Source organism: Schaalia sp. ORNL0103 (genome assembly GCF_019429565.1).
In the GTDB taxonomy this organism is placed as follows: domain Bacteria; phylum Actinomycetota; class Actinomycetes; order Actinomycetales; family Actinomycetaceae; genus Pauljensenia.
The window spans coordinates 1,529,466-1,543,431 of record NZ_JAHXSA010000001.1 but is presented as its reverse complement, the minus strand read 5'-3'; the positions used below and the strand labels follow the sequence as shown (position 1 = coordinate 1,543,431).

Sequence of the window (13,966 nt, the reverse complement as noted above, 5' to 3'; positions counted from 1 at the left end):
TTGCTGGACGCCAAAACGTTCGACAGCCTGAAGATCACCCTGGCCACCGGCGACGACATCGCCGTCTGGAGCCACGGTGAGGTTAAGAAGCCGGAGACCATCAACTACCGTACGCTCAAGCCCGAGCGCGACGGCCTGTTCGGTGAGCAGATCTTCGGCCCCACCCGCGACTGGGAGTGCGCGTGTGGCAAGTACAAGCGCGTGCGCTACAAGGGCATCGTGTGCGAAAAGTGCGGTGTCGAGGTCACTCGCTCGCGCGTTCGTCGTGAGCGCATGGGTCACATCGACCTGGCTGCCCCCGTCACGCACATCTGGTACTTCAAGGGTGTTCCCTCGCGCCTGGGCTACGTGCTCAACCTCGCGCCCAAGGACCTCGAGAAGGTCATCTACTTCGCTGCCTACATGATCACCGAGGTCGACGAAAAGGGTCGCCACGAGGATCTGGCTGAACTGCGCGCCGAACTTGAGGTGCAGAAGAAGCAGATGGAGAACAACCGCGACGCGACGATCAACGACTTCGCGGAGCAGCTCGAGTCCGACATGGCCGCCCTGGAGAAGGACGGCGCCTCGCAGGCCGAGCGCGAGCGCGCTCGCAAGCAGGGCGAACGCGAGATGGCCAAGATTCGCCGCCGCTTCGACGGCGACATCGAAGGCCTCGAGGCCGTGTGGGAGCGCTTCAAGGACCTCAAGGTCGGCGACCTTGAGGGCGACGAGCGCCTCTACCGTGCGATGGTGGCCCGCTATGGCACCTACTTCAAGGGTGACATGGGCGCTGCCGCCATCCAGAAGCGCCTGGAGACCTTCGACCTGGAGGCCGAGGTCGCCGCGCTGCGTCAGACCATCGCCTCTGACTCCGGCCCGCGCAAGGCTCGCGCCATCAAGCGCCTGAAGGTCATCAACGCATTCGTCGCGACCGGTAACTCGCCGGCCTCGATGGTCCTCACCAAGATCCCCGTGATCCCGCCGGACCTGCGCCCGATGGTTCAGCTGGACGGTGGCCGCTTCGCGACCTCCGACCTCAACGACCTGTACCGTCGCGTCATCAACCGCAACACCCGACTCAAGCGTCTGCTCGAGCTGGGCGCCCCCGAGATCATCGTCAACAACGAGAAGCGCATGCTTCAGGAGTCCGTTGACGCCCTCTTCGACAACGGCCGCCGTGGCCGCCCCGTCGCGGGCCCGGGCAACCGTCCGCTGAAGTCGATCTCGGACATGCTCAAGGGTAAGCAGGGTCGTTTCCGTCAGAACCTGCTCGGTAAGCGCGTCGACTACTCGGGTCGTTCCGTTATCGTCGTCGGCCCGCAGCTGCAGCTCCACCAGTGTGGTCTGCCCAAGCAGATGGCCCTGGAGCTGTTCAAGCCCTTCGTCATGAAGCGCCTGGTTGAGAAGAACTACGCGCAGAACGTCAAGGCCGCTAAGCGCAAGGTTGAGCGTCAGCGCCCCGAGGTTTGGGACGTCCTCGACGACGTCATCCGCGAGCACCCCGTGCTGCTGAACCGTGCACCTACGCTGCACCGCCTCGGCATCCAGGCGTTCGAGCCCCAGCTGATTGAGGGTAAGGCTATCCAGCTGCACCCCCTCGCCTGTGGCGCCTTCAACGCCGACTTCGACGGCGACCAGATGGCTGTCCACCTGCCGCTGGGCGCTGAGGCGCAGGCCGAGGCCCGCATCCTCATGCTGTCGACGAACAACATCCTCAAGCCCTCCGACGGCCGCCCCGTGGCCATGCCGTCGCAGGACATGATCATCGGTCTGTTCCACCTGACCTCGACGCCCGACCCGTCGGTGCCCGTCGAAAAGGACGAAGACGGAAACCCCGTGATTCCGTACTTCTCCAGCCAGGCGGAAGCCCAGATGGCGTACGACGCCGGCAACCTGCACCTGAACGCGACCGCGCGCATCCGCTTCGCCGACGGCACCGTGCCGCCCGAGGGCTGGGAAGCCCCCGAGGGCTGGGAGCCCGGCGACGAGCTGATCCTCGAGACCAGCCTCGGCCGCGCGATCTTCAACGAGCAGCTGCCCACCGACTACCCGTTCGTCAACGAGGTCGTCGGCAAGAAGCAGCTCGGCAACATCGTGAACACGCTGACCCAGCGTTACCCGAACGTGCTCGTGGCGGACTGCCTCGACGCGCTCAAGTCGGCCGGCTTCCACTGGTCGACCTGGTCGGGCATCACGATCGCGTTCTCCGACATTCAGGCCTCGCCGCGTAAGCGCGAGATCCTGGCCCGCTACGAGGCCAAGGCCGCCGAGATCGTCGAGCAGTTCGAGACGGGTATCATCCTCGAGGAGACCCGTTACGAGGAGCTCGTGAAGCTGTGGTTGCAGTGCACCGAAGAGGTCGCCGACGACATGCGCGCGAACTTCGACGAGCGCAACACCGTGTACCGCATGGTGAACTCCGGCGCCCGTGGTAACTGGTCGCAGGTTCAGCAGATCGCCGGTATGCGTGGCCTCGTGTCCGACCCGAAGCAGAAGCTGATCGAGCAGCCCATTAAGGCGAACTACCGCGAGGGCCTGACGGTTCTCGAGTACTTCATCGCCACGCACGGCGCCCGTAAGGGCCTGGTCGATACGGCTCTGCGTACCGCCGAGTCGGGCTACCTGACCCGTCGTCTGGTCGACGTCTCGCAGGACGTTATCGTCCGCGAGGCCGACTGTGGCACCCGCGCCGGCCTGAAGATCGACATCGCTCACAAGAACGAGTTCGGTGAGTGGGAGGCGTCCGAGACCATCGAGACGACCGCCTACGCCCGTAACCTCGCCCGTGACGCGGTGAACGAGGCCGGAGAGGTCGTCATGCCGGCGGGCACCGACCTGGGTGACGACCAGCTCGCCGAGCTCGTCGCAGCCGGCGTCGAGCAGATCGTCTGCCGTTCCGTCCTCACCTGTGAGTCGCAGGTCGGCACCTGTGCGGCCTGCTACGGTCGCTCGCTGGCCACCGGCAAGCAGGTCGACATCGGCGAGGCCGTTGGCATTATCGCCGCCCAGTCGATTGGCGAGCCCGGCACGCAGCTGACGATGCGTACGTTCCACACCGGTGGCGCCGCCTCCGCTGCGGATATTACGCAGGGTCTGCCCCGTGTCCAGGAACTCTTCGAGGCCCGCAGCCCGAAGGTCGAGGCGAAGATGAATGAGGCCGCCGGCCGCGTCCACATCGACGACGAAGACCCGAGCGCTCGTAAGGTCGTCATCACCCGTGACGACGGCAAGGAAGACCTGGTCATCGAGGTCTCGCGTCGCCAGAAGCTCCTCGTCTCCGAGGGCCAGCACGTCGAGGCCGGCACCCCGCTGACCGAGGGCCAGCTGGATCCCAAGGAAATCCTGCGCATCATGGGCCGCAACGTGTCCCAGAAGATGCTCGTGGACGAGGTCCAGAAGGTGTACCGCGACCAGGGCGTGGGCATTCACGCCAAGCACATCGAGGTCATCGTCCGTCAGATGCTGCGCCGCGTCACCATCCTGGAGCCCGGCGACACGACGTTCATGCCCGGCGAGCTCGTCGACCGCATGGCGTACCTGACGCAGAACCGTCGCGTCGCAGCCGAGGGCGGCCAGCCCGCCTCCGGTCGCCAGATGCTGATGGGCATCACGAAGGCGTCGCTGGCCACGGATTCGTGGCTGAGCGCCGCGTCCTTCCAGGAGACCACCAAGGTCCTGACCGAGGCCGCCATGAACGGCAAGTCGGACTCCCTGGTGGGCCTCAAGGAGAACGTCATCCTCGGTAAGCTCATCCCGGCTGGTACCGGCCTGTCGCGCTACAACGACGTCATCGTCGAGCCGACGGCTGAGGCCATGGCGAACTCGAACTACTCCGAGGCCGACTTCGGTGACGGCTCCGTGTCCGAGGACTTCCTCGACGCGCTGGGCGCCATCGACTTTGGCATGAACTTCCGCGAGTAATCCGGTTCGTGACTGCTTGGGGCCCCGGCCTCGTCCGTAAGAACGTGACGAGGCCGGGGCCCCTTGTCGTGTCTGCTCGCTTGCCCTGAGCGTGCCGGGGATGTCTCACGGCGACGCGGATTGAGTGCCAGCTGCGACGGTCAAACATGAAAGTTCAACCAGTTGGAAAGCTGTCGTACGGATGCTAGATTGGTTGCACAATATCCATCAACGCTTAAGGATGTCTCCTCATGCGCCTGTCCAAGAAACTGGCCATTGCTGCGCTTGGCTCCGCGACCCTCGTTCTCAACCCGTTGGCGGCCCTTGCGGCTGGTCCCACGATTGAGGATACGGACGGACCGCTCGTTCGGATTGCTATCTCCGACACGCTCAACTGCTCGATCAACTATCAGGGCGATAGGCACAACGAGTTCTACAATGATCGATCCGCTCAGAATCCAGCCGACTGTGGAACCTTCCTCGCTGTGGGATCCGAGCTCTTCGGTCCGGGGGAGCTGAATTCGCGAGCTGCGACGAAGATGGGGACGATCGCCTGGACGCCGGTCTCGCAATCCAAGTCAGGAACGGGCACTCAAGCCGATCCGTGGGTCCTCACGACTGTTGTTCGCGGCGGTGGATTCGAGATCACGCAGACGGATACCTACACAACGGGCAATGAGTTCTACGCGACGACCTCGTCGGTGAAGAACATCTCTGATGCTGCTCGGGACTTTACTCTTTACCACGCGGCAGATTGCTACCTCCAGGACGACGATTACGGCTTCGGCGAGTACGACGCGAACACGGGGACGGTCATCTGCCGAGCGAAGGATTCGGAAACCGGCACGCATACGGATCGTGGTCGAGTCGAGCAGTTCGTCCCGACGACCGCCGGTTCGAGCTACTACTACGGTGCCTTCTACGAGGTCTGGGGTAAGCTCAAGGATCGTGCACCGCTGCCCAACATGCTTGAGGGAGCAGATTCCAACCGGGATAACGGCATGGCGCTGAGCTGGACTCGTACCCTCGAGCCGAATACGACCGCCGACTACTCTCTCATCACCTCCTTCTCGCCGAAGGGCCAGGTCGCGCTGTCCTCCGCGACATGCGCCGTCGCCCAGCCGGGCGCCGACTCCACCGCCACGCGCACCATCGGAGTGACGATCACGAACCCGAACCGTGATGTCAAGTCGGTTCAGACGGTCATCGCGACCCTGTCGGACGACGCCACCTACGTTCCCCAGTCGGCCAGCGGCGCCCCTGAGCCGACGGTCGAGGGCAAGGTGCTTACCTTCAAGGATCTCGAGCTTCCCGCCAACGGTTCGGTGAAGTTCTCGTTCCTTATCACCGGCAGCGCTGAGGTTACTCCGCTCGTGAAGATCTCGGGGACGACGACGAGTGGCGCAGCCATCGCCGAGTCCGATACCTCGGCGTCTTCGACGTGCGATTTCCCCGAGCTTCCGACTCCCGAGCAGCCCCAGCCGACTGTCGAGCAGCCGCAGCCCACCGCTGAGCAGCCGCAGCCGACTGTCGAGCAGTCCCAGCCTGCGGGCGGTACGAGCACTGAAGGCAACAAGCTGGCCAGTACCGGCGCGAACACCGGCGTTGCCATCGCGCTCGTTGGCCTGCTCGGCGTCGCCGGCGTCGGCCTCGTGGTGGCGAGGCGCCGCGCACGCTGATCGGAGATCCGGTCGACAACGTCATTGGGCCCGGTCCCCGCGAGGGGGCCGGGCCCTCGTGCATCCCCTGTGTTCGCCTTCGTCGGTGGTGGGGCAGGCGGGCAGAGTCCCTTCCCGCGTAGGCGGTGATGTCCGCGGGGCGCCAGCGAGCCCATCCTGACAGATTGTGCGCGCAATCCGACAGAACACACGAGGTCCCACATAAGGCGACTGACCGTGCAGTTGAATAGGTGGTAGCGGCTCCCAACCGCCCTCTGGTCTGCGGCGACCTGCGTCGATGGAGACATACACAGGGAAGGCAAGGGAGCTGGTCTGGCTCTGGGATGCAGGGTTTCGGAACTGAAAGAGGACATTAACAATGCTTTCCATCAACTGGTCTGATGTGTGGAAGATGGTTGAGTCGATCAAGGTTCCCTTGATCGTCATTGGCGTGGCGCTGGCGCTCGCCATCATCGTCTCCCTCGCTGTTTTTAAGATGGGCAAGCCTGCCCGCAAGCTGACGCGCTCGACGGCCTGGGTCGCGGCGTTCGTCGTCGTCGTCGTGGCGGTCGTGTCGATGATGTACGGCGGCTTGAAGACGGTGCTCGACCTGGCGGCCGGCACCGGTGCCCTCACGGACGCGTCGAAGGCCCAGGTGGAGGATCTGGGCAACGACATTTCTGATGAGGGCATGGTCCTCCTGAAGAACCAGGGCGGTGCCCTGCCTCTCGCAAAGGGCTCCGCGATCAACGTGTGGGGTTGGGGCTCGACGAACCCGATCTACGGCGGCACCGGCTCCGGCTCGCTGTCGAAGGACAACCCGACGACGACCCTGCTTGATGGCCTGCACAACGCTGGCTTCATGACGAATGATGAGCTGACGAACCTGTACACCGCCTACCGCGCTGAGCGCCCCGAGGTCGGCATGTTCAAGGCCGACTGGTCGCTGCCCGAGCCCACGCAGGACAAGTACTCTGACGACCTGCTCTCCAACGCCACCGCCTTCGGTGACACCGCGGTCGTGACGATCGCCCGCTCGGGCGGCGAGGGCTTCGACCTGCCCCGCGACGTTAACAAGGAGATGGCTGACAACCCGTACTTCAGCTACACGAACAACTCCGAGGACTACACGGACTTCGAGGATGGCCAGGGCTACCTCGAGCTGACGCGTCCCGAAAAGGACATGATCGAGCTGGCGAAGAAGACCTCGACGAAGACGATCGTCGTTGTCAACGCCGCCAACGTCTTCCAGCTCGGTGACCTTCAGGACGACCCGGAGATCGACGCGATCGTGTGGGCGATCCCCGGAGGCCAGGTTGGCTTCAACGCGCTGGGACGCATCCTGGATGGCGAGGTCAACCCCTCGGCGAAGACCCCCGACACCTTCCCGCGTGACATCAAGGAGGGCCCCGCTGCGAACAACTTCGGCGACTTCCAGTACACGAACATGACGGAGTTCGCCCAGGACGACCCCTTCAACAAGGGCACCCAGACACAGCCGTCCTTCGTCAACTACAACGACTCGATCTACGTTGGCTACCGCTGGTACGAGACGGCTGCCGCTGAGGGTGTCATCGACTACAGCAACGAGGTCGTCTACCCGTTCGGATTCGGCCTGTCCTACACGACGTTCTCCCAGTCGATGAGCGACATCTCGGTCGACGAGGCCACGGGAACCATGTCCGCGGACGTGACCGTCACGAACACCGGCCAGGTCGCCGGTAAGGACATCGTCCAGATCTATGACAACCCGCCCTACACGGACGGTGGCATCGAAAAGGCTTCCGCGAACCTGCTGTCGTTCGAGAAGACGAAGCTGCTGGAGCCCGGTGAGTCCCAGACGCTGACGGTCAGCTGGAACCGCGATTCGCTCGCCTCCTACGACTCGGTGAATGCGAAGGCCTACGTGCTTGAGGCCGGCGACTACAAGATCTCCGCGCGCTCCAATTCGCACGACCTCATCGACGAGAAGACGTACACGGTCGATGCGACGCAGACCTTCAACACCGCCGACAACACGCACGACGGTGACAAGGTTGTGGCCACCAACCAGTTCGACGACGCGAAGGGTGACGTCACCTACCTGTCGCGCGCGGGCCGCTTCGCCAACCTCGCGGAGGCAACCGCGGCTCCCACGAACTTCGAGATGAGCGAGGCCAACAAGGCGAAGTTCCTCGCGACGTCGAACTACGACGCAGCAACCGCCGACGCTGACAGCAGCGCGACGATGCCGACCACGGGTGCGAAGAACGGCCTCGTCCTGGGTGACCTCGCGGGCCTCGATTACGACGACCCGAAGTGGGATCAGCTCCTCGACCAGCTCACCGTCAAGGAAATGAACACCCTCATCTCCAAGGGTGGCTACGGCTCCCCGGCGATCTCCTCGATCGGCAAGCTGCGCGTCTCCGACGTGGACGGCCCCGCCTCGCTGAACAACAACTTCACGGGTGTCGGCTCGATCGGCCTGCCCTCCGCGGTGTCCGTGGCGGCCACCTTCAACAAGGAGCTCGCGCGTTCCTTCGGTGATGCGATTGGCACGATGGCGCACGACATGCAGGTCTCGGGCTGGTACGCGCCGGCAACGAACACGCACCGCTACGCCTACGCGGGACGTAACTTCGAGTACTTCTCGGAGGACCCGGTCCTGGCCGGCTCGCAGGTTGCCGAGGAGATCAAGGGCGCCCAGGCAAAGGGCGTGTACGCCTTCCTCAAGCACTTCGCCCTCAACGACCAGGAAACCAACCGCACGCACATGCTGGCGACCTGGACGAACGAGCAGGCGATGCGTGAAATCTACCTGCGTTCCTTCGAGATCGGCGTCAAGGACGGCGGCGCACACGCGATCATGAGCGCGTTCAACTACATCGGCCCCGAGTACGCGGGTGCCAACTCGGCACTGCTCAATAACGTCCTGCGCGACGAGTGGGGCTTCCGCGGCATGGTCCTCACCGACTACTTCGCGGGCTACGGATACCAGAACGCCGACCAGATCACGCGTAACGGCGGTGATCTGATGCTCGCGACACTCGATATGCCGATCGCGACGGTGAACGTGCAGGACGCGGCGGGCGTCAGCTCTCTGCGTCGCGCCTCGCACAACATCCTCTACACGGTCGCAAACTCGTGGATGTACGAGAACGGCCAGCCCGAGGTGACCCGGAACGCGTGGGAGTACATCACCTGGGTGGCGGCAGCGGCAGCGATCCTCGCCCTGCTCGGCCTTGAGGTGGTGGCGATCCGCCGCTATCGCACTCGCAAGGCCGAGGCCGTGATCACCGTCGAGCCCAACGCTTCGATCGACGAGGCCGGGGCTGACAAGGCGGAGGAGTGACCGATCCGGGAACAACCGGACGGAGCATAATCCCCGGGTGACATTGAGTGCCGTTCACCCGTGGGGGAGGGGCCCGCAGGCAAGCGCCTGCGGGCCCCTCTGCGTGCCTATTCGTGGGCGCGATGTGGCCACAGTGAGCACTCCGGCATAGCTCGCAAGAGTGCCTGCGCCTTCCCGCAAACGTCAGGTGATCCCCGTTGTCTGCCCCGGCCTCGTCGATGAGGGGGGAACCACAATGCACCCCCTTTGACGAACGGCGACGTTTCCCACTATCCTTGAGGGTGGTTCCCGCTTCTGTGGAACCTCTGTGCCCGGGAAACCGGGAGCGGGCTCCGTCCGTCGGAGCTCCGGGCGTCATTCTCTGACCCACGTGGTTATCATGGCGCGCCGGCCCCCAGGCGGACACGTGTGCCCACACGGGGGTGACAGCAGTCGCGGAAGACTGACAATCAGGGCCGCCCCTTAGAACAAGGGGAGGCCGCCGACGGAAAGAAACTGGAGACCCAGTGCCTACCATTCAGCAGCTCGTCCGCAAGGGACGTGTCTCGAAGCGCGCGAAGGTGAAGACCCCCGCGCTGAAGGGCTCCCCCCAGCGTCGCGGCGTGTGCACCCGTGTGTACACCACCACGCCGAAGAAGCCGAACTCGGCTCTGCGAAAGGTCGCTCGTGTGCGCCTTTCGTCCGGCATCGAAGTCACCGCCTACATTCCCGGTGAGGGCCACAACCTGCAGGAGCACTCGATCGTGCTCGTGCGCGGTGGTCGTGTGAAGGACCTGCCCGGCGTGCGTTACCGCATCGTCCGCGGCTCGCTCGACACCCAGGGTGTCCGCGGCCGTCAGCAGGCTCGTTCCCGTTACGGCGCGAAGAAGGAGAAGAAGTAATGCCTCGTAAGGGCCCCGCTCCCCGTCGCCCCCTCGTCGATGACCCGGTTTACGGCTCCAAGGTCGTGACCCAGCTGGTCAACCGCGTTCTCCTCGACGGCAAGAAGACCGTCGCCGAGCGCATCGTCTACGGCGCACTTGAAACCGTTCGCGAGCGCACCGAGCAGGAGCCCGTCTCCGTGCTCAAGCGCGCTCTCGAGAACATTCGTCCGGCCCTCGAGGTCCGCTCCCGCCGTGTCGGTGGCGCGACCTACCAGGTCCCCGTCGAGGTTCGCCCCGCGCGCGCCACGACGCTGGCCCTGCGCTGGCTGGTTGACTTCTCGCGTCAGCGTCGCGAGAAGACCATGACCGAGCGTCTCGCCAACGAGATCCTCGACGCCTCCAACGGCCTCGGCGCCGCTGTGAAGCGCCGTGAGGACATGCACAAGATGGCTGAGTCCAACCGCGCCTTCGCGCACTACCGCTGGTGATTTAAAGACGAGGCCTGGGCAACCGGGCCTCGTCTCACGCAGCAAGAACACCCATTACTTCGAACGAAGGAACCACACTCGTGGCACTAGAGGTGCTGACGGACCTCAACAAGGTCCGCAACATTGGCATCATGGCTCACATCGATGCCGGCAAGACGACCGTGACCGAACGAATCCTGTTCTACACGGGCATCAACTACAAGATCGGCGAGACGCACGACGGCGCCTCGACGACCGACTGGATGGAACAGGAAAAGGAACGCGGCATCACGATTACGTCCGCCGCCGTTACCTCTTTCTGGAACGGTAACCAGATCAACATCATTGACACCCCCGGTCACGTTGACTTCACCGTTGAGGTTGAGCGCTCGCTGCGCGTCCTCGACGGCGCTGTTGCCGTGTTCGACGGCAAGGAGGGCGTTGAGCCCCAGTCCGAGACCGTGTGGCGTCAGGCCGACAAGTACGACGTCCCCCGTATCTGCTTCATCAACAAGATGGACAAGATGGGCGCCGACTTCTACTTCTCGGTTGGTACCATCCGCGACCGCCTGCACGCGACCCCGATCGTCATGCAGCTCCCGATGGGCGCCGAGAACGACTTCGTCGGCAACATCGACCTGCTGACCATGGAGGCCCTGACCTACCCGGCCAAGGACGACAAGGGCAACGACACGCTCGGCTCCGTCGTCGAGCGCGGCCCGATCCCCGCCGAGTACCAGGAAAAGGCTGAAGAGTACCGCGAGGCGCTCGTTGAGGCCGCCGCCGAGGGCTCTGACGAGCTGACCGAGGCCTACCTGGAGAACGGCGAGCTGACGCTTGAGCAGATCAAGGAAGGCATCCGCCTTCTGACCATCTCCTCGCGCGCGTTCCCCGTGTACTGCGGTACCGCTCTGCGCAACATGGGCGTGCAGCCCGTCCTCGACGCCGTCGTGGACTTCCTGCCCTCCCCGCTCGACATCGGCGACGTTCGCGGCTTCCTCCCCGGCTCTGAGACCGAGGAAGAGACCGAGGTTCGTAAGCCCGACGAGAACGAGCCCTTCTCCGCTCTGGCGTTCAAGATCGCCGCTCACCCCTTCTACGGCAAGCTCACCTTCATCCGCGTGTACTCCGGTAAGGTCGAGTCCGGCGCCCAGGTCCTCAACTCGACCAAGGGCAAGAAGGAGCGCATCGGCAAGATCTTCCAGATGCACTCGAACAAGGAGAACCCCGTCGACGTGGCGCACGCTGGCCACATCTACGCGGTGATCGGCCTCAAGGACACCACGACCGGCGACACCCTGTCCGCGATGGACAAGCCGATCGTCCTCGAGTCGATGACGTTCCCCGCCCCCGTTATCCAGGTCGCCGTCGAGCCCAAGTCGAAGGCCGACCAGGAGAAGATGGGCGTCGCCATCCAGAAGCTGGCGGAAGAGGACCCGACGTTCACCGTCGAGCTCGACGCTGAGACCGGCCAGACCATCATCGGTGGTATGGGTGAGCTCCACCTCGACATCATCGTCGACCGTATGCGTCGCGAGTTCAAGGTCGAGGCCAACGTGGGTAACCCGATGGTTGCCTACCGTGAGACCATCCGCAAGACGGTCGAGAAGTACGAATACACGCACAAGAAGCAGACCGGTGGTTCCGGTCAGTTCGCGCGTGTCATCATCGCCCTGGAGCCCCTCCCGGCCGACTCCGAGGAAGAGTACATGTTCGAGGACAAGGTCACCGGTGGCCGCGTTCCTCGCGAGTACATCCCGTCGGTCGACGCGGGCATCAAGGACGCCATGCAGTCCGGCGTTCTCGCCGGCTACCCGATGGTCGACATCAAGGCCACGCTGCTCGACGGCGCCTACCACGAGGTTGACTCCTCCGAAATGGCGTTCAAGGTTGCTGGCTCGATGGCGCTGAAGGAAGCTGCCAAGAAGGCTAACCCCGTCCTCCTCGAGCCGATCATGGCCGTTGAGGTTCGTACTCCCGAGGAGTACATGGGCGATGTCATCGGCGACCTCAACTCTCGCCGTGGCCAGATCTCGTCGATGGACGAGCAGCACGGCGTGCGCGTCGTCAAGGCTCAGGTCCCGCTGTCCGAGATGTTCGGATACGTTGGCGACCTGCGCTCCAAGACGCAGGGCCGCGCTGTCTACTCCATGGAGTTCGACAGCTACGCCGAGGTTCCGCGCGCCGTCGCGGACGAGATCGTCGGCAAGTCTCGGGGCAACTGAGTCCCACCGGGGGCTCGTGGGGCAGGGTGACCTGCCCTGCGAGCCGCCTCACACACAAGTAAACCCAGTAGGTCTCAAGCCCCAGGGGTGTTAAAGTGGCACCTAGCCGTAGGCTGAGAATATCTACCCGAGTCCAGGAGGACACAAGTGGCGAAGGCCAAGTTTGAGCGCACCAAGCCGCACGTCAACATCGGCACGATTGGTCACGTTGACCACGGCAAGACGACGCTGACGGCAGCTATCACCAAGGTGCTGCACGACAAGTACCCCGAACTCAACGAGTTCACCCCCTTCGATCAGGTCGACAACGCTCCCGAGGAGCGCGATCGTGGTATTACGATCAACGTCTCCCACGTCGAGTACCAGACCGAGGCGCGTCACTACGCGCACGTTGACGCCCCCGGCCACGCCGACTACGTCAAGAACATGATCACCGGCGCGGCCCAGATGGACGGCGCGATCCTCGTGGTCGCAGCCACCGACGGCCCCATGGCCCAGACCCGTGAGCACGTTCTGCTCGCCCGTCAGGTCGGCGTCCCCACCATCCTCATCGCCCTCAACAAGGCCGACATGGTCGACGACGAGGAGATGCTGGAGCTGGTTGAGGAAGAGTGCCGCGACCTGCTCGAGTCCCAGGACTTCGATCGCGACGCCCCGATCATCCAGGTTTCCGCTCTGAAGGCCCTCGAGGGCGACCCGGAGTGGGTTGCCAAGGTCGAGGAGCTCATGGACGCGGTGGATTCCTACATCCCCACCCCCGAGCGCGACATGGACAAGCCCTTCCTCATGCCGATCGAGGACGTCTTCACGATCACCGGTCGTGGCACGGTCGTCACCGGTCGTGTTGAGCGTGGCAAGCTGCCCATCAACTCCGAGGTCGAGATCCTCGGTATCCGTGAGCCCCAGAAGACCACGGTTACCGGCATCGAGATGTTCCACAAGTCGATGGACGAGGCCTGGGCAGGCGAGAACTGTGGTCTGCTCCTCCGCGGCACCAAGCGCGACGAGGTCGAGCGTGGCCAGGTTGTGGCCGTTCCCGGCTCCATCACGCCTCACACCGACTTCGAGGGCCAGGTCTACATCCTCAAGAAGGAAGAGGGCGGCCGTCACAACCCGTTCTTCTCGAACTACCGTCCGCAGTTCTACTTCCGTACCACGGACGTGACCGGTGTCATCACCCTCCCCGAGGGCACCGACATGGTCATGCCTGGCGACACCACCGAGATCTCCGTCCAGCTGATCCAGCCGATCGCTATGGAGCCCGGCCTCGGCTTCGCCATCCGTGAGGGTGGCCGCACCGTTGGTTCCGGTCGTGTCACCAAGATCATCAAGTGAATCGACCTCTGAGACTTTCTCAGATTTGATTCGCTGCTGATCCAGCGGCATTGAAGGCCCCGCCTCTTCCGAGAGGCGGGGCCTTTCGCTATTCGGCTCGTCAGTGAATGGTTGTGCTCGTGGAGGCGCTGTGTGCATGTGAATGCTCTGTGCTGCGTATTTTGTGACATCGGTGGCTTAAGGGGTGTATGGGCATAATGTGCTT

The 13,966-nt window shown here is 63.9% G+C and carries 7 protein-coding genes; all 7 read left to right on the top strand.

Features of this window, described 5'->3' with window-relative positions; genetic code table 11:
* Complete coding sequence (locus tag JJJ16_RS06765) at positions 1-3,903, top strand: DNA-directed RNA polymerase subunit beta' (RefSeq protein WP_219751840.1); 3,903 nt, start codon at positions 1-3, stop codon at positions 3,901-3,903.
* A gap of 230 nt (positions 3,904-4,133) precedes the next feature.
* Positions 4,134-5,561 (top strand): LPXTG cell wall anchor domain-containing protein, encoded by a 1,428-nt coding sequence (locus JJJ16_RS06760; protein WP_219751839.1) that lies wholly within the window; start codon positions 4,134-4,136, stop codon positions 5,559-5,561.
* A 358-nt stretch (positions 5,562-5,919) separates the two neighbouring features.
* Positions 5,920-8,871 (top strand): glycoside hydrolase family 3 C-terminal domain-containing protein, encoded by a 2,952-nt coding sequence (locus JJJ16_RS06755; protein WP_219751838.1) that lies wholly within the window; start codon positions 5,920-5,922, stop codon positions 8,869-8,871.
* A 506-nt stretch (positions 8,872-9,377) separates the two neighbouring features.
* Positions 9,378-9,752 carry a 30S ribosomal protein S12 gene (gene rpsL, locus JJJ16_RS06750; RefSeq protein ID WP_003790639.1) on the top strand — a complete coding sequence of 125 codons (375 nt, stop codon included), beginning with the start codon at positions 9,378-9,380 and terminating at the stop codon, positions 9,750-9,752.
* Positions 9,752-10,222: a 30S ribosomal protein S7 gene (gene rpsG / locus JJJ16_RS06745; RefSeq protein WP_003790637.1), complete on the top strand. Its 471-nt coding sequence runs from the start codon at positions 9,752-9,754 to the stop codon at positions 10,220-10,222. The genes rpsL and rpsG overlap by 1 nt, the downstream gene beginning before the upstream one ends.
* A gap of 80 nt (positions 10,223-10,302) precedes the next feature.
* Complete coding sequence (gene fusA / locus JJJ16_RS06740; protein WP_034463433.1) at positions 10,303-12,426, top strand: elongation factor G; 2,124 nt, start codon at positions 10,303-10,305, stop codon at positions 12,424-12,426.
* A 147-nt stretch (positions 12,427-12,573) separates the two neighbouring features.
* Positions 12,574-13,761, top strand: coding sequence for an elongation factor Tu (gene tuf, locus JJJ16_RS06735; RefSeq protein WP_219751837.1), 1,188 nt, complete (start codon positions 12,574-12,576; stop codon positions 13,759-13,761).
* Positions 13,762-13,966 lie beyond the last annotated feature (205 nt).